Source organism: Streptomyces spirodelae, assembly GCF_017676385.1.
GTDB lineage: Bacteria > Actinomycetota > Actinomycetes > Streptomycetales > Streptomycetaceae > Streptomyces > Streptomyces spirodelae.
On sequence record NZ_JAFFZN010000019.1, the window covers coordinates 78,243 to 100,678 of the forward strand.

The following is a 22,436-nucleotide window of genomic DNA, read 5'->3' on the forward strand; positions in this document are numbered from 1 at the left end:
AGGCCCCGCGGCCGACTGCCGCGGGGCCTGGGTGTGCCGCCGAGCGCTCGCCTACCGGATCGCCTTGATCAGCTCTCCGTTGGCGGTGTCACCGCTCAGCTCCCAGAAGAAGGCGCCGGCCAGGCCCTGCTGTGCTGCCCAGTCGCCCTTGGCGCCGATGGTCTCCGGGGTGTCGTAGCTCCACCACTGGTTGCCGCAGTGTGCGTAGGCGGTGCCGCCGACCTTGCCGGTCGCCGGGCACCGGGTCTTGAGGACCTTGTAGTCCTCGATGCCCTGCTCATAGGTGCCCGGTGCCGGACCGGTCGCCGTGCCGCCGGGTGCTGACTGCGTCACCCCGCTCCAGCCGCGGCCGTAGAAGCCCAGCCCGTAGAGCAGTTTGCTACTGGGGACGCCCATGGCCTTGAGCTTGGCGATGGTCGCCTGGGTGTTGAAGCCCTCCTTGGGTATGCCCTGGTACGAGCTGAGCGGGGAGTGCGGGGCCGTGGGACCCTGCGCGTTCCAGGCGCCGAAGTAGTCGTACGTCATCGGCAGATACCAGTCGACGTACTGTGCGGCCGTCTTGTAGTCGGTGGTCTCCAGCTTGCCGCCGGGGGAGGCGTCGGCGGTGATCGCGGCTGTCACCAGCTTGCTGCCGAACTTGGCGCGCAGGGCCTTCATCAGGTTGGCGAAGGCGTTCCGGCCGCTGGTGTCGCAGCTGAGGCCGCAGGCGTTCGGGTACTCCCAGTCGATGTCGATGCCGTCGAAGAGCCCCTTCCAGCGGGGGTCGTTGAGCAGGTTGTAGCAGGACTCGGCGAAGGCCGCCGGGTTCCTGGCCGCCTCGCCGAAGCCGCCGGACCAGGTCCAGCCGCCGAACGACCAGAGCACCTTCAGGTCCGGGTGCTTCTGCTTGAGCTTGAGCAGCTGGTTGAAGTTGCCGCGCAGCGGCTGGTCCCAGGTGTCGGCCTTGCCGTCGACGCTCTGCGCTGCGGTGTAGGTCTTCTCGTAGTCGGCGTAGCTGTCGCCGACGGTGCACTTGCCGCCCTGGACGTTACCGAAGGCGTAGTTGATGTGGGTGAGTTTGTCGGCAGAGCCCGAGGTCTCGATGTTCTTGACGTGGTAATTGCGCTGGTAGACGCCCCAGTTGGTGAAGTACCCGACTGTCTTGCCGCCCGCTGCCGTGGTTTTCGCGGCCGCGGCCGGTGCCTTCCGCTGCTCCGCCGGTGCCTGCCGGGTTCCGGCGGAGGCGGTGGCCGAGAGCAGTGTCGTCGCCAGGAGCGCCGCGCACAGTGCACCCAGGAAGGCGATCAGTCCGCGAGGGCGGGGGCGACGGGAGAGGCGCCGGGGGCGTCTGGTGTCGAGGGAGTGTTGGCTGTCCGATCCGAGCATGGTCACCTCGCGTGTGGGGTGCGGGGGGTGTGGTGCCGGTCGTACGTTCGAGGAATGTAGAAGGACTAGACCAGTGCGTCAATGGTTCGGACCAATTTCGGAGACCGTCTCCGTGGCCGCCCCGGACCCTGGCCGCCCCCGGCCCGCGCGCGGTGCGTCGCCGTACGCCGGTGACGTGCCGCCCTCGATCGGGCATACTCCAACTCGCCGCAGCCGCTGGTCAGCCACCCTCGCGATCCGACGGTGCAGTATCACGGCAGGGGCAGCGGCACCCCCGGTCCGCCAGCGGGCCGGTGTCCCTCGGCGACCCGCCTCACCCCGGCGTCGTCGCCGTAGTTCCTGACCCGAAGGAGAGCGCGCCATGCCCAAGGACGGTCCGCAGCCGGTGGAACGTGAACTGCCCACCGACGAGGCACGGGACCTGCTGGGCCTCGTCCGTGATCTGGTGCAGCGGGAGATCAGGCCCGTGGCGGCCGAACAGGAGGCCGCGGGCACCTTTCCCCGCGAGACCTTCCGGCTGCTGTCCGAGGCGGGCCTCCTCGGCCTGCCCTATCCCGAGGAGTACGGCGGTGGGGGCCAGCCCTACCAGGTCTACCTCCAGGTCCTCGAGGAGCTGGCCGCGGCACGCCTCACCGTGGGGCTCGGCACCAGCGTGCACTCCCTCTCATGTCACGGGCTGGCCCACTTCGGCAGCAAGGAACAGCGCACCGAGTGGCTGCCCGACATGCTCGGCGGCGGCCTGCTCGGTGCCTACTGCCTCTCCGAGCCCTCCTCCGGCTCCGACGCCGCCTCACTGCGCACCCGGGCCGTCCGGGACGGCGCTGACTGGGTGCTCGACGGCACCAAGGCGTGGATCACCCACGGCGGCGTGGCCGACTTCTACACCGTCCTGGCCCGCACCGGCGAGGAGGGGCCCTGCGGCATCACCGCGTTTCTCGTCCCCGCCGACGCCGAGGGGCTGAGCGCCGCCACGCCCGAGCACAAGATGGGGCTGAACGGATCGCCCACCGCGCAGCTCCACTTCGACGGCGTGCGGGTCCCCGACGCCCGCAGACTCGGGGACGAGGGCCAGGGCTTCAGCGTCGCGCTCTCCTCACTCGACTCCGGCCGTCTGGGTATCGCCGCCTGCGCCATCGGCGTCGCACAGGCGGCGCTGGACGAGTCGCTGGCCTACACGGCGGAACGCGAACAGTTCGGCCGCCCCCTCGCCGACTTCCAGGGGCTGCGCTTCACGCTCGCCGACATGGCCACCCACATCGAGGCCGGGCGCTCCCTCTACCTGGCCGCCGCCCGGCGGCGCGACGCGGGGCAGCCCTTCGCCAAGCAGGCGGCGATGGCCAAGCTGTTCTGCACCGACACCGCCATGCGCGTCACCACGGACGCCGTGCAACTCCTGGGCGGATACGGCTACACGACGGACTTCCCCGTCGAGCGGTACATGCGCGAGGCCAAGGTCCTGCAGATCGTCGAGGGCACCAACCAGATCCAGCGGATGGTGGTCGCCCGGCACTTGGCCGGGCCGGAGAGCAAGGGCTGAGCGGGCAGGCTGAGCGGGCGCGGCGGAACCGGGGGGTGCCGTTCGCGCCCCGTACCCGTACGGGCCACTTCCCCCTCATCCGAGGGTCTGAGAATCTCCCGGAAGTCGGGTACCGCCCACAGCCGGAGGCGCCATATGTCCGCATCCGCACCACAGTTCACCCGCCGCCGCAGCATCCGTACGGCCGCGGCGGCGGCCCTCGCCCTGCCCTTGACCGCGCGTGCCGCGACCGCGCACGCCCAGACAGCGCACCCCCCGGCAGCACACCCCGCCACCGGGCCCACCCAGGAGCAGCGAAGAGCCGGCGGCGCCGCGCTCCGCACGATGAGCTTCAATCTGCGCTACGCCTCCGAGACCCCGCCCAACAGCTGGCCCGAGCGCAGGCCGGTCACCCGGGCGCTGCTGCGGCGGGAGCGGCCGCATCTGCTCGGCACCCAGGAGGGGCTGTACGCGCAGCTCAAGGACATCGCCGCCGATCTGGGGCGGGCGCGCTACGACTGGCTCGGTATCGGCCGCGCGGGCGGCAGCCGGGACGAGTTCATGGCGATCTTCTACGACGTCCGGCGGCTGCGGCCGCTGGAGTACGACCACTTCTGGCTCTCCGGCCGGCCCGCTCTCATCGGCTCGGCCACCTGGGGCAACACCGTCATCAGGATGGTCACCTGGGTCCGGTTCCGCGATCTGGCCACCGGGCACGAGCTCTACCACCTCAACACCCACCTCGACCACCGGAGCCAGCCCTCGCGTGAGCGGTCGGCCGCGCTGATCAACGAGCGGCTCGGCGGGCTCGACCCGGCTCTTCCGCGCCTGGTGACCGGCGACTTCAACGTCCCGGCGCACGGCAACCCCGTCTACGACACGCTGCTGGCCGACGGGAGGCTCGTCGACACCTGGGAGGTGGCCGAGAGCCGCAGCAAGCTGTACGGGACCTTTCACGGCTACCGGCCCCTGGTACCCGACGGAGACCGCATCGACTGGATACTGGCCTCTCCCGGCGTCCGGGTGCGCCGGGCCTCGATCAACACCTTCGAGCGGGGCGGGCAGTACCCCAGCGACCACCTGCCGGTCCAGGCACTGATCGAGCTCTAGGCCCCGGCGGGGCACCGCCTGCGGGCGAGACCCGGTCACCCGCGGGCGGCGTCCCACACCTCCTCGGCGACGTCCTTGCTGAGCGCCACCCGCACCAGTCCGGCCGCGAGCGGTGCCAGCTCGTCCTTCCTGACCATCCCGGCCAGCTTCTCCGGGGACTTCGGCAGCCCCAGCCGCTCGGCGCCCTGAAGCGCCTTGTCGTCCAGATACGGCTGGTACTCGGGCCACACCGCCTGGGCCTCCCGCAGGAAGATCGCGACGCCCATCGGGCCGATGCCCGGGACCTCGCGCAGCGCCCGCTCCGGATCGTCGCTCTTGCGCATCCTGCGCACGTCCCCGCCCCAGCGGTCCAGCAGCAGTTCGGCTCCCTGGCCGAGCTGGGTTGCGGTGCGCTCGTCATAGCGGCGGTAGCCGCCCTCGCCGAGTGCGTCGACCCGCTGCTGCCAGGTGGCCTCCGCCATCCGCTTCGGGTCCTTCATCCCGGCTCGCGTGAGCGCTCGCGAGCTGGCGAGCGCGATGTCCGAGCGGATGCGGGCGCTCAGCAGCAGGGAGAGCACCAGAAGCTGGTAGAGCGGCTGTGGGGTGTCACGCAGCGTGATGCCCGCTTCTTCCGCGTAGGTCTTTCCGTGCCGCTTCAGCAGCTCCCGCACCAGGGCGCGCTGCTGCTGTTCCTGCTTGCCGCCCTGCTTGGTGCCTGCCGACTTGCCCGTCCTGCTCTTCGTGCTCGTGTTCGCTGCCATGACGCCTCCTCGGCACCGGGTCCCAGCCGTGCGGGACCCACGCCGGGCCCGCACGGAGCTACCCGGTCACGGGTTCCTCAGTGGGGCCCTGCCGAAAACGCGCACAGCGCCGTGGCACTGCTTCGTCACCGAGTGTCGGCAACGCTCCGTATCGGGCGGAAGGGAACGGAAGGGAACGGATAGGGAGTGGAAGGGAACGGAAGGCGACCGTCCGACCACCTGCCGACTCCGTACTCGCCCGGTACGGGCTACGGGCGGGCTCCGGCGCGCGGGAGGCACGTCGCGCGCCACGGCTCCGTTCTCAACGACCGCCCTGCGTGGACGCGTTGAGCCAAGTCACCTCACTCCGCTGCGGCGCGCACCGGCCGGTGGTCGGGGCGGCCCGCGTGGGAGAACGGCTGGGTGCGCCAGTCAAGTCCCTCGGGCAGCGTGAGCAGTTCGCTCACCGCGCGCTCACGGGTCTCGCTGTCCCAGGGCGTGGCTTCCCGCACCGGGATGCCAGAGCCCTGGCACACCGTCAGCCCGAACGGGTCCCAGGGCGAGGCGCACAGCCCGTGGCGCGGCAGCTTCTCCTCGTGGGTGAAGACCGCGATGGCCTGGCGGCATTCGGGGCACTTGACGCGGAGACCTTCGTACATCTCGTCCTCGGCGACCGGTCCTGTCAACTCTGGGGCGACGTCAGGGCCGTCCGGGGGAGCGGCCGTGTCGTGCTGCTGCGTCTCGTCGTACCGGCGAGCGGAGTGGGCGGACTTCGTCGTGCGCATGTAATCCCCCTCGATGGAACGGCCGGGCGACTGGGCTCCGGCCACAGCAAGCACTTCCCGCCGTGCCACGCGCATAATCACCTCGCACGGGAGGACGCGGGTGCATAAGTGTGTCCTTCGTCACATACCCCCGGGTCGTGCGTTTGCCCCCGGCGCTCTCGCGGCGCGGCGCGCCGTCCACTCGTTCCGGAGCGTTCCCGGTGCGCCGGGCGCACGAGCGCGGGTACCGTGATCCGCTGTGGAGGAACTCGACCGTCAGATCGTGGAACTGCTCGTCAAGGACGGGCGGATGAGCTACACCGACCTGGGCAAGGCCACCGGCCTGTCCACCTCGGCCGTGCACCAGCGCGTACGCCGCCTCGAACAGCGGGGCGTCATCCGCGGCTATGCCGCGCTGGTGGACCCCGAGGCCGTCGGGCTGCCGATGACGGCGTTCATCTCCGTCAAACCGTTCGACCCCAGCGCGCCGGACGACATCTCCGACCGCCTGGCGGACGTCCCTGAGATCGAGGCGTGCCACAGCGTGGCGGGGGACGAGAACTACATCCTCAAGGTGCGGGTGGCCACGCCCATCGAACTGGAGCACCTGCTGGCCAGGATCCGCAGCCTCGCCGGGGTCTCCACCCGCACCACCGTCGTGCTGTCCACCCCGTACGAGGCGCGCCCACCGCGCATCTGACCCCGCGGTCGGGCGCCGCAGCCGGACCGCGCGGTCCGACGCCGCGCGTCCGACCCCGAGCAGGAGTGCCCGGCCGCAGGCGGGAGACTGTTGCCATGAGCGACAGTACGACCCCCTCCCGGCCCCGTACCCTGCTGCTGCGCGGTGGCGAGGTGCACAGCCCCGCCGATCCGTTCGCGACCGCGATGGTCGTGGAGGGCGACAGCATTGCCTGGATCGGCTCCGAGGGCGCTGCCGACTCCTTCGCCGATGGCGTCGACGAGGTGGTGCAGCTCGACGGCGCACTGGTCACCCCGGCCTTCACGGACGCCCATGTGCACACAACGGCGACCGGGCTCGCGCTGACAGGGCTCGATCTGTCGGGCGCTCCCACGCTCGCCGACGCGCTCGCCCGAGTGCGCGCATACGCAAAGGCCCGGCCGGACGACAGGGTGCTGTTGGGCACCGGCTGGGACGCCCACGCCTGGCCCGAGCAGCGCCACCCCGGCCGCGCGGAACTCGACGAGGCGAGCGGCGGGCGGCCGCTGTATCTCACCCGGATCGACGTCCACTCCGCGCTCGCCAGCACGGCGATGCTCGACCTCGTCCCCGACATCACAACCCGTGCGGGGTACCGGCCCGACGCACCGTTGACGGGCGACGCGCACCACGCCGTACGGCAGGCCGCCTACGCCACGCTCACCCAGCGCCAGCGCACCGAGGCACAGCGCGCGGCGCTGGCCCATGCCGCCTCGCTGGGCATCGGCGCGCTGCACGAGTGTGCGGGCCCCGACATCTCGGGCGAGGACGATCTGCGCGGGCTGCTGGCGCTCGCCGCCGAAGAGCCGGGTCCCCGCGTCCACGGCTACTGGGCGGAACACCTCACTTCGGCCAAGGAGGCCGCCCGGGTCCGGGAGCTCGGTGCGGTCGGCGCCGCCGGCGACCTCTTCGCAGACGGCTCCCTCGGCTCGCACACCGCGCACCTGTGCGCCCCCTACGCGGACGCGCCGCACACCAGCGGGAGCGCGCTGCTGGACCCCGAGGCCATCGCGGCCCATGTCGCCGCCTGCACCGAGGCGGGCATCCAGGCCGGGTTCCACGCCATCGGCGACGCCGCGCTCCAGGCGGTGACAGCCGGGGTGCGCGGCGCCGCCGAGAGGGTCGGCCTCGCCCGAATCCGTGCGGCCAGGCACCGGGTCGAGCACGCCGAGATGCTCACCGAGCAGACCATCGCCGACTTCGCCGACCTCGCCCTCACCGCCTCCGTACAGCCGGGGTTCGACGCGGCCTGGGGCGGCGCGCACGGCATGTACGCGCGCCGCCTGGGCGCCGAACGCGCCGCCACGCTCAACCCGTACGCGGCGCTGCTGCGGGCCGGAGTGCCCCTCGCGTTCGGCTCCGACAGCCCCGTCACCCCGCTCGGCCCCTGGGAGGCGATCCGCGCCGCCGCCTTCCACCACACCCACGAGCACCGGATCTCCGTCCGTGGCGCGTTCACCGCGCACACCCGTGGCGGCTGGCGCGCCCTCGGCCGCGACGACGCCGGAGTGCTGGTGCCCGGCGCTCCCGCCGACTACGCGCTGTGGCGCACCGGACAGCTGATCGTCCAGGCCCCCGACACCCGGGTCGCCAACTGGTCGACCGACCCCCGTTCGGGGACCCCGGGGCTGCCCGACCTGACGCCGGGCGGTCAAGTCCCGGTCTGCCTGCGGACGGTGGTCGGCGGACGCACGGTCCACGCACGGCCGGACGAGTGATCTGGCAGAGGGTGATACGGCCGAACGAGACCCCCTCCGCTCGCCGCCCTGACGCCGCCTTCTCCGCACTGACCTGGTATTTCACCGAAACACCCCAGGTGACCGGGCTGTTGACAATGATTGCCCGAAGCCCGGTAGGTTCGGCCGCGTCCACCACAGGACGTCCGACCGGGGAGCTTCCGCGCTGTCGTCGAACGCCGCTGGGCCACGGGGTGGTGTACCGCACCGGCGCACCACCACTGCGAGCCAGGTCCAGCGCCCGCGGCACGGGGACAGATGGTTTCCGCCGGTCGGCGGGTGTGACCCGGGACGGGGCCCGGACGCTCAGTAGACAACGGCTTTCGGACGATCCGCAGCCAGCGGGTCCCAGGTCGGCCCGAAGGGCGCCGGGTCCCTGGCCGGGACGCGATCGGCCGGATGTGGTGGTTGCGGCGGACATTTCCGGGGGTTTCGCGCATTTCCGGGGGTTTCGCGCCCGAGCCCCATCGCGGGCGGGAGGGGCACACCCGTAGCCCCGTGCGAACACGCCCACGCGGTGAGAGATCACATGCTGCGACCCGGCGAACACGTCCCGGCCTCCAAACCGTCGCTTTACGGTCCCGTGCCCCGCACCGGCCCCCGAGCGTTGTACCGTCGGCTCACACCACCGCACGACCTGCTAGGAAGGCCGCGACCTTGGCATCGGGCCCCGACACCACCTCCGCTTCTGCCCCGGACGACTCCCGGGAGCGGACGACGGCACCTGCCGCGCGGCGCAGCGCGCCGGGCGAGTCACCGCATGTGAGCAGTAACGTCTCCGCGGACGCCGGGCAGCCGGTGTCGGAAGAGGCCGGGCGCCCCGGGCGGATGCGCAGGCTGGCGGCGCTCGCACGGCGGGAGGCGCGCAGCACCGCGCTGGCCGCGCTCAGCGGCGTCACCCTCGCGTTCGCCTTCCCGCCGTACGGGATCTGGCCCCTGTCGTTCGTGGCCGTCGCCGCGCTGAGCCTTCTGACCCGCGAGCGCACCGGGCGCCAGGGCGCCTGGCTCGGACTCGCCTTCGGCTGGCCCTTCTTCGTCGTCCTGCTCAAGTGGCTGCACGTCGTCGGCTGGGATGCGACCATCGGACTCGCCTTCCTGCAGGGCCTGTTCGTGCTGGGGCTCGGCGCCGGACTCGCCGTCACCTCACGGCTGCCGCTCTGGCCGCTGTGGGGCGCGTGCCTGTGGCTGACCGAGGAATTCCTGCGCGACAGGCTGCCGTTCGGTGGCTTCTCCTGGGGCCGCCTCGCCTTCGCCAACACCGATGCGCCCTACACCCCGCTGGCCGCGCTCGGCGGCGCACCGCTGGTGTCCTTCGCGGTGGCCCTGACGGGCACCCTGCTGGCCGCCGTCGCGCTGACCTGCTGGCGGCTGCGCTCCGCGCCGGCGCGCACCACCCGCGCGTACGCCACCGGAGCCGGCGCCCTCGCGCTCGCCGGGGCGGTCACCGCCGCCGGGTTCGCGGTGCCGGTGCCGACCAAGGCGGCCGACACCGTGCGGATCGCCGTGGTGCAGGGCAACGTCCAGCAGCCGGGTATGCACTTCCTCGGCCGGCCCATGCAGATCCTCAACAACCACGTCGAGGCCACCCTCGATCTGGCCGATCGGATCAAGAAGGGCAAGGAGCCCAGACCCGACCTGGTGATCTGGCCGGAGAATTCCTCCGACCTCGACCCGCACAAATACCCCGAGGCGGGCAACCGCATCGACAAGGCCGTCAAGGCAGTCGGCGTCCCCGTGCTGGTCGGCGCCCTGGTGGACCACCCCACCAAGCCCGGCTACGTCGAGAACCAGGGCATCGTCTGGGACCCCGAGAAGGGCCCCGGCGCCTCCTACACCAAGCAGCACCCGGTTCCCTTCGGCGAGTACGTCCCCTTCCGCGACCAGCTCAGCAAGGTCATCACCCGTCTCCAGCAGGTGCCCCGCGACTTCTACCCGGGCGACCACACCGGCGTCCTGCAGACCGGCCCGGCACGCCTCGGCGACGTGATCTGCTTCGAGGTCGCCTACGACGAGATCCCCAGGGACACCGTCAAGGACGGCGCCCGGGCGCTGGTCGTCCAGACCAACAACGCCACCTACGGGCGGACCGGCCAGCCCGAGCAGCAGCTCGCGATGTCCAAGCTGCGCGCCGTCGAGCACGGCCGCGCCGTGGTGACGGCGGCGACGAGCGGCATCAGCGCCATCGTCTCGCCCGACGGCACGGTCCAGCAGCGCACGGAGGAGTTCACCCAGGACGTGCTCACCGGGAACCTTCCGCTGCGCGACGAGATCACCCTTGCCGACCGCGTCGGTGCCGCTCCCGAATGGGTGATCGCTATCGTGGGCGTGCTCGCCTGCGCCGGAGCCGTGCTCCTGGGCCGCAGGAGGCGCGGTGCCCGCACACAGCAGGCGGCACCGGACGCCGCCGGCCACGGGGACGGCAACGACGAGCACGACCGACAGGCTCAAGCGGAGGGGCAGCACCAGTGACGGACGGCGGACAGCGGCGATACGGCCCGCTAGGGACGGCCCTGGTCATCATCCCGACCTATGACGAGGCCGACAACATCCAGCCCGTCGTCGCCCGGGTACGCGAGGCGGTGCCCGAGGCGCACATCCTGGTCGCGGACGACAACAGCCCCGACGGCACCGGCAAGATCGCCGACGAGCTCGCCGCCGAGGACGACCACGTCCACGTCCTGCACCGCAAAGGCAAGGAGGGCCTGGGCGCCGCCTATCTGGCCGGCTTCCGGTGGGGGATCGACAACGGCTACGGCGTACTGATCGAGATGGACGCCGACGGCTCCCACCCGCCCGAGGAGCTGCCCCGGCTGCTGACCGCGCTGGGCGGCGCCGACCTGGTGATCGGGTCGCGCTGGGTGCCGGGCGGCCGGATCGTCAACTGGCCCAAGTCCCGCGAGTTCCTCTCGCGCGGCGCCAGCACCTACTCCAGGCTGCTCCTGGACGTCGACGTGCGCGATGTGACGGCCGGCTTCCGGGCCTTCCGCAAGGAGACCCTGGAGGGCATCGGCCTGGACTCCATCGCCTCCCAGGGCTACTGCTTCCAGGTGGACCTCACGCGCCGCACCGTGCACGCCGGGTACCACGTGGTGGAGGTGCCGATCACCTTCGTCGAGCGGGAGCGCGGCGACTCCAAGATGAGCCGGGACATCATGGCCGAGGCGCTGTGGCGGATCGCGGCCTGGGGCGTCGAGGGCCGGGTCAAGAAGGTGCTGGGCCGGGGGGAGAACCGTTCGGGCAACCGCCCGGAGCGCTGATCCGAGGCACCGGCCGGAGCGCTGACCGCGGTGCTGATCCCGGGCCTACGCGACACCAGGCACACTGGAAGAATGACGACGCGCGCACCCTTCCCGTACGAGCCCCAGGGACAGGACTCGGGCGGTGCAGACGGCGGCCCGGGGCAGGGAGCCGGGGCCCGCTCCGGCGGGAAGCATCCGCCCCGGCCGCCTCGGTCGAAGGGCCGCACCCTGCTGCCGCTCGCCATCGCGGCGTGGGCCGTACTGGAGATCTGGCTGCTGACCCTGCTCGGCCAGGCCGCGGGAGGTCTGACCGTCTTCCTCGTGCTGGCCGGCGGCTTCGTGCTGGGCGCCGCCGCGATCAAGCGGGCCGGCCGCCGCGCCTGGCGCAACTTGGCGGAGACCGTCCAGCGCGCCCAGGACCAGGCCCGCGGGGGCGGCGAGGCCGGTGCCCCGGGCGACGAAACCGCCGCCGAGGGCCGTGGCGGCAACGGGACGGCGATGCTCGGCGGGCTGCTGCTGATGATCCCCGGGCTGGTCTCCGACGCGGCAGGGCTGCTGTGCCTCTTCCCGCCCACGGCCAAGCTGCTGCGCGGCACCGTGCAGCGCTCCCTGGACCGCCGCAGCGGCTTTCCGCGCGGCACCCTCGGCGACGCCTACCAGCAGGCGCGTACGGCCGAGCAGCAGGTGCGGATGCACCGTCCGGACGGCAAGGTCGTCCAGGGCGAGGTCGTCCGCGACGACGAGCAGCGCGGGGAGTGACCCCGGTCCTACGGGGGTCGCCCTGGCGGGCTTCCGGGAGTGACCCCGGCCTTCCACGAGTGGTCTGCCAGCAATGAAGGCGGCACAAGAGGGCCCGAGGCACGCGCTCGGCGTGCCTCGGGCCCTCTCGTGCTGTTCTCGGTGCGCCGCTCCTCAGCCGGCGCGCCGCACCGATATCAGGCGGACTTGCGCTTGTTTCCGCTGCTGTCGTCGCGGGGGTGCACCGCGAGGTTCATGGTGCCGGAGCGGAGTACGGCGAGCCGCTCGGCGAGAACCTCCTCGAGCTCCTCACGGGTCCGCCGCTCCATCAGCATGTCCCAGTGCGTACGCGCGGGCTTGCCCTTCTTCTCCTCCGGACCCTCGCCGTCCACCAGGAGTGCCTGTGCGCCGCACACCTTGCACTCCCACTCGGATGGAATCTCGGCCTCTACCGAGAACGGCATCTCGAAACGATGGCCGTTCTGGCATGCGTACTCCACGGCCTGGCGCGGGGCCAGGTCGATGCCGCGGTCGGTCTCGTAGCTGGTCACCACGAGTCGCGTGCCGCGAAGAGCTCGCTCACTCATGAATTCGTGCCTCCCGGGCTGGTCGCCCACAGGACAGGTGTCGCTGTCGTCGTCATCCGGTCAACGTCCGGCCGCCGGTGAAGATTCCCGCTATCGGGAGATCGCCCACCCGTCACGCACCTCCAACCGTGACGGATGGCTGCGCGCCGCTGCTCCTTCGTGCCGCCGCTTCGTTGATCTGCGGTACCCCCCGGTGACCGGTTTGTCACAACTGACAGAAGATGTCACCCACTGTTCGCATCTCTTCGGCGTGCAGTAACGGTCCATCCCGGTGGGCCAAAGGCGTACACTACCGGCCCAGCACCCGCAGGTCTAAATCCGGCCCGGTGCGACGTTGCCCACGGCCGCTGCCGCACGTCTGACGGGTACCCGCAGCAGCAGCGCGAAACCGAGCGCGAAGAAGACCACCAGGGACAGGATCGCGCTCCGGTACTCGCCCGTCAGCTGGTACGTCAGTCCGAACACCAGTGGGCCCAGCCAGCTGGTGCCCCGGTCGCTGATCTCGTACAGGGCGAAGTACTCCGCCTCCTTGCCGGCCGGGACCAGATGCGAGAACAGCGAGCGGGACAGCGCCTGACTGCCGCCCAGCACCAGGCCGATCCCCACCGCCAGTGCGTAGAACCAGACCGGGTCCTCGCGGGGCAGGAAGTACCCGGCGCCCACCGTCGCCGTCCAGGCCACCAGCGAGCCCAGAATGGTGCGCTTGGCCCCGTAGCGCGCCGCCAGCCTGCCCAGCAGCAGTGCGCCTGCCACGGCGAGGATCTGCACCAGCAGGATCGCCCCGATCAGCGTCGTCTGGTCCAGCCCGAGTCCCTCCGAGCCGTAGACCGACGCCTGGGTGATCACCGTCTGGATGCCGTCGTTGTAGAGCAGGTACGCCAGGAGGAACATCAGGGTGAGCGGATAGCGGCGCAACTGGCGCAACGTCCCGGCCAGCTGGCGGAACCCCTGCCCGAGCCCCGCACGCGCGGCGCCGTCCGCGCTGTGCGCCACCGCCGGCCGCTCCCGCAGCCGCAGCAGCGGGACGACGGTGAAGATGCCCCACCACAGCCCGGCGGAGGCCAGGCAGATGCGCACGGCCGTCGACTCGGCGACTCCCAGCGCCTCGTGCCCCAGGAACAGCCCGAGGTTGGCCACCAGCACCAGTGCGCCCGAGGCGTATCCGAAGGCCCAGCCGTGTGCGGAGACCCTGTCGCGCTCCTCGGGTGCGGCGATCTGGGGCAGAAAGGCGTGGTAGAGCACGATGGAGACGGCGAAGCTGACGTTCGCCACCACCAGCAGTACCCCGCCCAGCAGATAGCGGTCGCCGTCCAGGAAGTACATCCCTGTGGTCGCCCCCGCGCCCAGATAGGCGGCGGCGCCGAGCAGCGGCTTCTTGCGCCCCGTACGGTCGGCGAAGGCCGCGGCCAGCGGCATCACCAGCACCGAGAGCAGTACGGAGGCCGAGACCGCGTACGGGAAGAAGGAGCCCGCCCGCACCGGAATGCCCATGGGGTGCACATAGCCGTCGGCGTCGGCGGCGGACTTGGTGACCTCGGTCAGATACGGGCCGAGGAAGACGGTGAGCACACTGGTGGAGAAGACGGAGTTGGCCCAGTCGTAGAAATACCACCCGCGCTGTTCGCGGCGGCGCTCACGGCCCGGTGCCGCCAACTCCCCTGGAGATGCGCTCCGATCCGGCGACTGCGGCGCATCCGGCGCATCAGGTGCGACCGTTCCCATCCCCGTTCCTCCCCGTCTCCGGTTGTGTGCGGGCTGCCGTCGGCGCTCGACCCGCGCAGGATGCGAACGATCTTCGCAACCGGTCCGGGGAGACTACAGCCCGTCTTCCTCCCCCCGGGGAAGTCGCCGCCGTCAACGTCGCGCTTCAAGCCTTGAGTTGACGCCGGACCGACCCGTCATGTTCGGGGCCAGGCGCCGCGTGCGGCGAACACCTCGCGCAGCATCTCCAACTCGTCGGTCATGATGCCGTCCACGCCGAGGTCCAGCAGGGCGGCGGCGCGGGCCGGATCGTTCACCGTCCACACGTGCACGCGCAGCCCCCGCGCGTGCGCGGTACGTACGAAGGCGCGGTCCACCACGCGGAGCCTGCCGTGGCGCTCGGGCACCTGCGCGCAGCCGGCGCCCGTAGGCAGCCGGAACGGCAGCCGGTAGGAGCGCATCCGCAGTGCCAGCACTCCGCTCGTGCCCAGCGAGGTCAGCAGCCGGGGACCCGCCAGCGCACGCGCCCTGGCCACCCGTGCCTCGGTGAACGAGCCCACACACACCCTGTCCCAGGCGGACTCCCTCCCCAACAGTTCCAGCAACGGAACCAGGGCGCTGTCGGTCTTCACATCGATGTTCCAGCGCACCCCGGGAAACGCGCGCAGCAGGTCGGCGAAGAGCGGCACGGGTTCGAAGCCCGCCACGCGGGCCCGGCTCACCTCGGCCCAGCTCAGCTCGGCCAGCGCGCCGCCGCGGTCGGTGGCGCGGTCCAAGGTCGCGTCGTGGAAGGCCACCAGCGCACCGTCCGCCGTGGTGTGCACGTCGGTCTCCAGGTACCGGTAGCCGAGCCCGACGGCCCGGGCGAAGGCCGCGTGGGTGTTCTCCAGCCCCGAGGCGGCACCGCCCCGGTGTGCGAAGGCCAGCGGTACGGCGGAGGCCAGAAACGGGTGGCCGTGGCCACGGCCGGGGGAAGGGCGGCGGCCCTTGGTCGTTCGTGTGTTCGTCACCGCGGCAGTATCGCCGCAGCCGTCACCGGCGCGGTACCGCGCGCGCCTGCTTGCCGCCGCGGGCCACCACGCGGGAGGCATCGCCGGGCTCGGTGCTGTCCGGCAGCGCGAACAAGCGCAGGAAGAACTGGGCGAGGGGCCCGATCGCCAGCGCGTACACCACCGTGCCCACCCCGGCCGAGCCGCCCAGCAGGATTCCCGTCACCAGGACCACGATCTCGATCCCCGTCCGCACCAGCCGGATCGAGCGGCCGGTGATCTTGTGCAGCCCGGTCATCAGCCCGTCGCGGGGACCGGGTCCGAACCGTGCCGAGATGTAGAGCCCTGTCGCGGCGCCGTTCAGCACCACCCCGCCCAGCAGCAGCGGAACGCGGTGAGCCAGTGCCTCCACCTGGGGGAGCAGCCACAGTGTCGCGTCCATCGAGAGGCCCACCAGGAACACGTTGGAGACCGTGCCCAGGCCGGGGCGCTCGCGCATCGGCCACCACAGCAGCAGCACCGCGGCGCCCACGATGATCGCGACCGTGCCGATGGACAGTCCGGTGCGCTCGGCGATGCCCTGATGGAATACGTCCCAGGGGTCCAGCCCCAGTCCGGCGCGCACCATCAGCGCCGCGCTCGCGCCGTACAGCAGCAGCCCCACGTACAGCTGCGTGAACCGACGAACCAGATGTCTGCCAGAACCCCGCGATATGGACAAAGAACTACCCCTTCTCGTGCAAGTGGACTGTCTCGTGGCACCCTGTGGCATGGAAGCAGGCCATTTCAACGGCCAATCCGGGAGAGGTGGACCGAACAATGGCGCACTGGAACTCCGCTGTGGGAGCCGCGCAGCTCGCGCGGCTGCTCGGGTCGCAGCACGCCACACGGCGCGAGAACCCCGAAGCGGTGCGGGAGAGCACCGCCGCTGCAGGAATGGCAGGCCCCGCCGAGGCGCCGGCCACCGGGGTGGTCGCAACGCGCACGGCCCAGGCCACCCGGAAGGTGCCCGCCTACCGCTCGCTCGCCGAGGGCCTGCGGCTCCTCGTCCTGGAGGGCCGGATTCCGGTGGCGACCCGGCTGCCCGCCGAGCGGGAGCTGGCCGCGGCGCTGTCGGTGAGCCGCACCACGGTGGCCGCGGCCTTCGAGGCGCTGCGCTCCGACGGGTTCCTCGAATCCCGCCGCGGCTCGGGAAGCTGGACGACCGTGCCGGCGGGCAAGCCGCTGCCCAGCCGCGGCCTCCACCCCCTCCCGCCCGAGAACGAGGGCACCGTCATCGACCTGGGCTGTGCCGCGCTCCCCGCACAGCCGGCCCTGAGCGAGGCGCTCCAGCGCGCGCTGACGGCGCTCCCGCCCTACGCGCACACCCACGGCGACTATCCGGCGGGCCTGCCGGTGCTCCGCGAGGCGCTGGCCGAGCGCTACACCGCGCTCGGCGTGCCCACGATGCCGCAGCAGATCATGGTCACCACCGGGGCGCTGGGCGGAGTGGGGGCCCTGGCGCGGATGCTGGTCCCGCGCGGGGAGCGCATCGCCGTCGAGCACCCCTCCTACGCGAACGTGCTGCAGCTGCTGCGCGAGACGGGCGGCCGGCTCGTGCCCGTTCCGATGGCGGACCGTCTGGCCGGCTGGGACCTGCCCGCCTGGCACCGCACCCTGCGGGAGGCGGCGCCACGCCTCGCCTACGTCGTCGCGGACTTCCACAACCCCACCGGAGCGCTGGCCGGCACCGAACAGCGCCGCGAACTGGTGGCGGCGGCGCGTGCCGCGGGGACGGTGCTGATCGCCGACGAGACCATGGCCGACCTGCCGCTGGGCCCGCCCGGCGCCACCGGAACGCCGAGCACCGGTGCGCCGGGGCTGGAGATGCCGCGGCCGATGGCCTCCTTCGACCCGGGCGGCTCGGCCGTCATCACGGTCGGCTCGGTCAGCAAGTCGATCTGGGCGGGGATGCGGATCGGCTGGGTACGGGCAGCGCCCGAGATCATCCGCAGCCTCACGGCGGCCCGCGCCTACGTCGACCTGGGCAGCCCTGTGCTCGAACAGCTGGCCGTCGCCGAACTGCTCAACGGCAACGGATGGGAGGCGGCCGTCACCGAGCGCCGGGCTCGGGCGAGGGAGAACCGGGAGGCCCTGACGGCGGCGCTCCGCGACCACCTGCCCGACTGGGAGTTCGACGTGCCGCTCGGCGGCCTCACTCTGTGGGTGCGCACCGGCGGCCTCTCCGGCTCCCGGATCGCGGAGGCCGGTGAACGGCTCGGCGTCCGGGTGCCCTCCGGGCCGCGGTTCGGGGTGGACGGCGCCTTCGAGGGGTTCGTTCGGCTGCCGTTCACCATCGGTGAGCCGCTCGCCCGGGAGGCCGCATCCCGACTGGCGGCCGCCGCGGACCTGGTGCGGTCCGGGGCACCCACCCCCTCCGACGTCCCGCGCTCCTACGTGGCCTGAGCGCCGCCCCGTCCGCTGCGCGGCCGGCCAGGGTCCCGTTCAGCCGGCCCGGCCGGCCGGTGGTGCGGGAACCGGTGCGTCCGTCGCCTGTCCGTGCCACTCATCGGCGGGGGTGGCGGGCGCCGGGCTCGGGCTCCGGGTGGGGGCGCGGACCGGCTCGGGCAGCAGCTCCTGGACCGCGCTCCGCGCCGCCTCGCGCGCCGTCTCGTCCTGCGGGTCCGGGGTGGCCGGGACCTGGAGCCGCAGCACGGGGCCGTGGCCGAGTCGTACGAAGCCACGGCCGGGCGGTACGTCCGGCGCCGGTCCCGTCTGCGGCGCCTCGCCCAGCACACCGCCCACCTGCTCGGGCGAGACGGCACCCAGCACCACCCGCGCCCTGGTGTACGTCAGCACGGCGTCCCCCAACTCCTCCGTGCCGTCGAACTGTTCGGCCACCGCCACGGTCACCCCCGCCGCGCGGCCGTGCCGCAGCGGGATCCGCAGCAGCTCCTGCGGATCGGTCTGTCCCTGGGCCCGTGCGAGGTAGGTGAGCGCGGCCGGCCGGTCCACCAGCACCCACAGGGGCCGGGTGGTGTCCTGAGGGACGGGCTCGCCGCGCTGCCGGCACCGGCTCGTCTCCAGCAGCCTGCGCTCCGTCTCGCGCGCCGCCCACTCCAGGGCGGCCAGCGCGCCCGGCAGCGTGGACTCCACACCCAGCACGCCGCGCCGAGCCGCGAACGCCGCGAACTCGCCGCCCCCCTCACCGTCCACGATCAGCACCTCGCCGCGGCCCAGTGCCTGGAGGGCGAGCGACCTCAGCAGCGAACTGGTACCCGACCCGGGAGTGCCGACCGCCAGCAGGTGCGCTTCCGTCGAGCGCGGTCCGGTTCGCCACATCACCGGCGGTACGTCCCGGGGCGCGTCCTCGTCCAGGAAGCACACCGGCACCGTCCTTGTGATCTCGCAGCCGTCCGTGAAGCCGAGCACCGTCTCGCCGGGCGCGGTCACGAACGGCTGGGCGTGGATGCCGGTGGGCAGCGGCTCCAGCGCGGTCATCTCCAGCAGGTTGCACTCCCCGTCCCAGCAGAAGCGGTACTCGCGGCCGCGGCCCGTCTTGGCGGCCAGCAGCTGTTCGACCCGCAGCCGTTCGGCGAGCTCGCCGTCGCGGAAGGAGGCCGGGTAGCGCAGCAGCAGTTCGCAGATCCGGCCGTCCCGGAAGGCGAACTCCTCGAACGCGCGCTCCCATCGGCCGTCGTACGCGTACAGCGGTTCGGGGTGCGGGTCGCCGTCCAGCGCGAAGTACGGCACCAGCGCCTCGTACACCGTCTGCAGCCGAGCGCGCTCCCCGGTGGTGGGGCCCGCACGGAAGGCGCCCGGGCCGGCCGGGCCCTGCCTGCCGTACCAGGCGGTGGTGGCCAGCGCACCCAGCACCGCCAGCACCGGGCCATACGGCAGCAGCCACAGCAGGACCCCGCAGGCGGCGACGGCGAACAGCGTGGGACCCCGCCGTTCCCTGGGTGTCCGCGCCCACCAGGCCCGGCCGTGCGCCGCCAGACAGCGCGCTCCCCTGCCGAGGACGAGTACTGGGTGCAGTACGTCGAGCACGCCGTCCGTGGTGGCACGCACGAGTTTCCGTGCGTCCCGCCGCGACGGCATCGCCCACCGCCCCACGCCCAGCTCCTCCCGGCCCGCTGACTGATCGTCGGCTCTGTCGGCCCTGTCGGCCCTGTCGGCCCTGTCGGCCCTGTCGGCCCTGTCGGCCCTGTCGGCCTCGTCGGACTTCTCTGCCGCGTCGGCCTTCTCCGCCTCGCGGCTAGAGTTTGAGCCCGCCGAGCAGGCTTGCCAGGCTCTCGCCCCCCGCCTTGATGCTGGGTGCCATGGCGGTGCCCGCCAGGTAGAAGCCGAAGAGGGCGCACACCAGCGCGTGGGAGACCTTGAGGTTGTCCTTGCGGAAGAAGAGGAAGACGATCAGGCCCAGCAGTACGACACCCGAAATCGAGAGAATCACCAGTCACTCCTGATGTAGGGGACGGTCACCATGAGTTTCACCAGCTTCACAGATCGGACGGATCGTATGAAGCTGGCAACTGGGTGATTCCTTGACTAACGCCCCTGAACGGGTCGTGTCGCTGCCGCGCTTCCGGTGGAAGCTCCACCCCGTGGGACACATCCGCCCCGTGGTACACAACTCCCCCGTGGAAGGGCCCTCCGTGAACGACAAAGACCCCACAACCGTCGCCGCGGACGCGGTGCTGGCCGGCCTGTCCGACATCCGCGACAGCCTGGAGTCCTTCTACAAGGACCTCCACCAGCACCCCGAACTCGGCTTCCAGGAGCGGCGGACGGCAGGGCATGTCGCGCAGGCGCTGAACGAGTGGGGCTACGAGGTCACCGAGGGCATCGCCGGTACGGGGGTCGTGGGCGTACTGCACAACGGCGAAGGCCCCACCGTCCTGCTGCGTGCCGACATGGACGCGCTGCCCGTACGCGAACAGACCGAGCTGTCCTACGCCTCGACCGACACCGGCACGGACGCGGACGGTGTCGAACACCCCGTGATGCACGCCTGCGGCCACGACGTCCACGTCACCTGTCTGCTGGGCACGGCGCGCCTGATGGCGGCCGGGACGGACGCGTGGCGGGGCACCCTCGTCGTGCTCTTCCAGCCGAACGAGGAGAACGGCTCGGGCGCCCGCGCCATGGTCGACGACGGGCTCGCCCGGCGCATCCCCCGGCCGGACGTGGCGCTCGGCCAGCATGTGCTGCCCGTGCCCGCGGGCACCCTGCTGACCCGGGCGGGTGTCATGATGGCGGCCTCGGACAGCCTCCGGGTCACCTTCCACGGGCGCGGCGGACACGGCTCGATGCCGGAGCGGACCCTGGACCCCGTTGTGCTGGCCGCGGCGACCGTACTGCGGCTGCAGACCGTCGTCTCCCGGGAGATCTCCGCGGCCACCCCGGCCGTGGTGACCGTCGGTGCGATCCACGCGGGCAGCGGGCCGAACATCATCCCCGACAGCGCCGAGATCCAGCTCAACATCCGTACCTTCGAGCAGGAGACCCGCTCCCGGGTGCTGGCCGCGGTGCGCCGGATCGTCGTAGGGGAGTGCGCCACCGCCGGTGCGGACCGCGAACCGGAGTTCGAGACGCTCAGCGAGTTCTCCGTGACCGAGAACGACGAGGAGGCCACCGGCCGGGTGGCGGCGGCCTTCGCGGCCTACTTCGGCGAGGACCGGGCGCTGACCACGGGGCCCGTTCCGGCCAGCGAGGACTTCGGCGAGCTGCCGGCCGGGCTCGGCTGCCCCAGCACCTACTGGGGGCTGGGCGGCACCGATCCGGACGCCTACTGGAAGGCCGAGCGCGCCGGAACCGTCCACCAGGACATCCCCGGCAACCACAGCCCGCGCTTCGCACCGGTGCTCCAGCCCACTCTGGACACGGGGGTACGGGCGCTGGTCACCGCGTCGCTCGCCTGGCTGGCCCCGCGCCCGCGGACGACCGAGGGCTGAGTCCGCGGTCCGCGGTCCCAGAGTGCGGCGGGCATTCCCTTGTGGTGGAACACGTTCTACTGTGTGCGCCGCCATCGGCACGCCGTCGTGGAGCGGAGGGGACCGTGTACCTCGAATACACCACCGAACAGCAGGAGCTGCGGGCCCGGTTGCGGGACTACTTCACCGGCCCGGACGGGCTCGTGCCGGAGGACGCGCACACCGGGTACCAGGAGCCGGCGGCCCGGAAGCGGTTCTACCGCGAGACGATACGGCGGCTCGGCCGGGACGGATGGCTGGGCGTGGGGTGGCCGCGCGAGTACGGCGGCCGCGGGATGAGCGCCGTCGAGCAGTTCATCTTCTTCGACGAGGCGGCGCAGGCGGGCGTCCCGCTGCCGCTGATGGCGCTCAACACCGTCGGGCCCACCCTGATGCGCTTCGGCACCGAGGAGCAGAAGGAGTTCTTCCTGCCCCGGATACTCTCCGGAGAGCTGGATTTCGCCATCGGCTACAGCGAGCCGGACGCGGGCACCGATCTGGCCTCCCTCACCACCCGCGCGGTACGCGAGGGCGACACCGGCAGCGGGCACTACATCGTCAACGGCCAGAAGATCTGGACCACCAACGGGGACACCGCCGACTGGGTCTGGCTCGCGGTGCGCACCGACCCGGAGGCCAAGCCGCACAAGGGCATCACCATGCTGCTCGTGCCGACCAGCGACCCCGGCTACTCGTGCACCCTGATCACCACCCTGGCCTCGCACGACACCACCGCGAGCTACTACGAGAACGTGCGGGTGCCGGCGAGCCGCCGGGTGGGGGAGGAGAACGGCGGCTGGAAGCTGATCACCACGCAGCTCAACCACGAGCGGGTCACGCTCGCCGCGCACGGCACCATGGCCATCCGCGCCCTGGAGGACACCCGCCGCTGGGCGCGCGAGACCAAGCTCTCCGACGGGCGCCGCGTCCTCGACCTGGGCTGGGTCCGCACCCGGCTGGCCCGCGCACACGCCCGGCTGGAGGCGATGAAGCTGCTCAACTGGCAGATGGTCGACGCCCTCGACAAGGGGACGCTGACCCCGCACGACGCCTCCGCCGTCAAGGTCTACGGCAGCGAGGCCCGCCGGGAGGTCTATGCCTGGCTGATGGAGGTGGCCGGCGCGGCCGGCCCTCTCAAGGACGGTTCGGCGGGCGCGGTGCTGGGCGGCGAACTGGAGCGCGGCTACCGCAGCGCCGTCATCTTCACCTTCGGCGGCGGCAACAACGAGATCCAGCGCGAGATCATCTCCTGGATCGGTCTGGGCATGCCACGCGTACGGCGCTGACCCGCTCCCCGCCAGGG

At 72.1% G+C, this 22,436-nt stretch carries 19 protein-coding genes; 10 read left to right on the forward strand and 9 right to left on the reverse strand.

What is annotated here, in order from left to right; genetic code table 11:
• Positions 1-51 precede the first annotated feature (51 nt).
• Positions 52-1,365, reverse strand: coding sequence for a glycoside hydrolase family 18 protein (locus tag JW592_RS20450; protein ID WP_209266622.1), 1,314 nt, complete (start codon positions 1,363-1,365; stop codon positions 52-54).
• A gap of 361 nt (positions 1,366-1,726) precedes the next feature.
• On the opposite strand from JW592_RS20450, the gene JW592_RS20455 reads away from it, so the two are divergent.
• Positions 1,727-2,902 (forward strand): acyl-CoA dehydrogenase, encoded by a 1,176-nt coding sequence (locus JW592_RS20455; RefSeq protein WP_209266623.1) that lies wholly within the window; start codon positions 1,727-1,729, stop codon positions 2,900-2,902.
• Positions 2,903-3,037: 135 nt separating this feature from the next.
• Positions 3,038-3,991 (forward strand): endonuclease/exonuclease/phosphatase family protein, encoded by a 954-nt coding sequence (locus tag JW592_RS20460; RefSeq protein ID WP_209266624.1) that lies wholly within the window; start codon positions 3,038-3,040, stop codon positions 3,989-3,991.
• A 35-nt stretch (positions 3,992-4,026) separates the two neighbouring features.
• On the opposite strand, the gene JW592_RS20465 is transcribed toward JW592_RS20460, so the two are convergent.
• The gene (locus JW592_RS20465; RefSeq protein WP_229376475.1) at positions 4,027-4,731 is read right to left on the reverse strand and encodes a hypothetical protein; all 705 of its coding nucleotides are present in this window, start codon (positions 4,729-4,731) and stop codon (positions 4,027-4,029) included.
• A 341-nt stretch (positions 4,732-5,072) separates the two neighbouring features.
• Complete coding sequence (locus JW592_RS20470) at positions 5,073-5,495, reverse strand: hypothetical protein (RefSeq protein ID WP_229376476.1); 423 nt, start codon at positions 5,493-5,495, stop codon at positions 5,073-5,075.
• A 238-nt stretch (positions 5,496-5,733) separates the two neighbouring features.
• Between JW592_RS20470 and JW592_RS20475 the strand changes: the two genes are divergently transcribed.
• The 5 genes from JW592_RS20475 (at position 5,734) to fxsA (ending at position 11,926) form a co-directional block, all read left to right on the forward strand.
• Positions 5,734-6,174 carry an Lrp/AsnC family transcriptional regulator gene (locus JW592_RS20475; RefSeq protein WP_209266626.1) on the forward strand — a complete coding sequence of 147 codons (441 nt, stop codon included), beginning with the start codon at positions 5,734-5,736 and terminating at the stop codon, positions 6,172-6,174.
• 95 nt (positions 6,175-6,269) lie between these two features.
• Complete coding sequence (locus JW592_RS20480; protein WP_209266627.1) at positions 6,270-7,910, forward strand: amidohydrolase; 1,641 nt, start codon at positions 6,270-6,272, stop codon at positions 7,908-7,910.
• 675 nt (positions 7,911-8,585) lie between these two features.
• Positions 8,586-10,397, forward strand: coding sequence for an apolipoprotein N-acyltransferase (lnt, locus tag JW592_RS20485; RefSeq protein WP_209266628.1), 1,812 nt, complete (start codon positions 8,586-8,588; stop codon positions 10,395-10,397).
• Positions 10,394-11,185 carry a polyprenol monophosphomannose synthase gene (locus tag JW592_RS20490; protein WP_209266629.1) on the forward strand — a complete coding sequence of 264 codons (792 nt, stop codon included), beginning with the start codon at positions 10,394-10,396 and terminating at the stop codon, positions 11,183-11,185. The genes lnt and JW592_RS20490 overlap by 4 nt, the downstream gene beginning before the upstream one ends.
• A gap of 72 nt (positions 11,186-11,257) precedes the next feature.
• Positions 11,258-11,926 carry an FxsA family membrane protein gene (fxsA, locus tag JW592_RS20495; RefSeq protein WP_209266630.1) on the forward strand — a complete coding sequence of 223 codons (669 nt, stop codon included), beginning with the start codon at positions 11,258-11,260 and terminating at the stop codon, positions 11,924-11,926.
• Positions 11,927-12,102: 176 nt separating this feature from the next.
• Here fxsA and JW592_RS20500 read toward each other — a convergent pair whose 3' ends face one another.
• From JW592_RS20500 to yczE, 4 genes are all read right to left on the reverse strand, one after another.
• A complete protein-coding gene (locus JW592_RS20500; protein WP_209266631.1) occupies positions 12,103-12,492 on the reverse strand; it encodes an RNA polymerase-binding protein RbpA in 390 nt (129 codons plus the stop codon).
• 312 nt (positions 12,493-12,804) lie between these two features.
• The gene (locus JW592_RS20505; protein WP_229376477.1) at positions 12,805-14,214 is read right to left on the reverse strand and encodes an MFS transporter; all 1,410 of its coding nucleotides are present in this window, start codon (positions 14,212-14,214) and stop codon (positions 12,805-12,807) included.
• A gap of 176 nt (positions 14,215-14,390) precedes the next feature.
• Positions 14,391-15,203, reverse strand: a complete 813-nt coding sequence (locus JW592_RS20510) for a glycerophosphodiester phosphodiesterase family protein (protein WP_307805483.1) — start codon at positions 15,201-15,203, stop codon at positions 14,391-14,393.
• A 22-nt stretch (positions 15,204-15,225) separates the two neighbouring features.
• Positions 15,226-15,954: a membrane protein YczE gene (yczE, locus tag JW592_RS20515; RefSeq protein WP_229376478.1), complete on the reverse strand. Its 729-nt coding sequence runs from the start codon at positions 15,952-15,954 to the stop codon at positions 15,226-15,228.
• A gap of 47 nt (positions 15,955-16,001) precedes the next feature.
• Here yczE and yczR point away from each other — a divergent pair, with 47 nt between their 5' ends.
• Positions 16,002-17,627 carry a MocR-like transcription factor YczR gene (gene yczR, locus JW592_RS20520; protein WP_209266634.1) on the forward strand — a complete coding sequence of 542 codons (1,626 nt, stop codon included), beginning with the start codon at positions 16,002-16,004 and terminating at the stop codon, positions 17,625-17,627.
• A gap of 39 nt (positions 17,628-17,666) precedes the next feature.
• Here yczR and JW592_RS20525 read toward each other — a convergent pair whose 3' ends face one another.
• Together JW592_RS20525 and JW592_RS20530 are read right to left on the reverse strand one after the other, a co-directional pair.
• The gene (locus JW592_RS20525; protein WP_443742761.1) at positions 17,667-19,232 is read right to left on the reverse strand and encodes a hypothetical protein; all 1,566 of its coding nucleotides are present in this window, start codon (positions 19,230-19,232) and stop codon (positions 17,667-17,669) included.
• Positions 19,233-19,419: 187 nt separating this feature from the next.
• Entirely contained in the window at positions 19,420-19,614 is a 195-nt protein-coding gene (locus tag JW592_RS20530) for a hypothetical protein (protein ID WP_173868609.1), read from the reverse strand.
• A gap of 202 nt (positions 19,615-19,816) precedes the next feature.
• On the opposite strand from JW592_RS20530, the gene JW592_RS20535 reads away from it, so the two are divergent.
• Both JW592_RS20535 and JW592_RS20540 read left to right on the forward strand, forming a co-directional pair.
• On the forward strand, positions 19,817-21,115 hold the full coding sequence (locus JW592_RS20535; RefSeq protein ID WP_209266635.1) for a M20 family metallopeptidase: 1,299 nt from the start codon (positions 19,817-19,819) through the stop codon (positions 21,113-21,115).
• 104 nt (positions 21,116-21,219) lie between these two features.
• Entirely contained in the window at positions 21,220-22,419 is a 1,200-nt protein-coding gene (locus JW592_RS20540; RefSeq protein WP_209266636.1) for an acyl-CoA dehydrogenase family protein, read from the forward strand.
• Positions 22,420-22,436 lie beyond the last annotated feature (17 nt).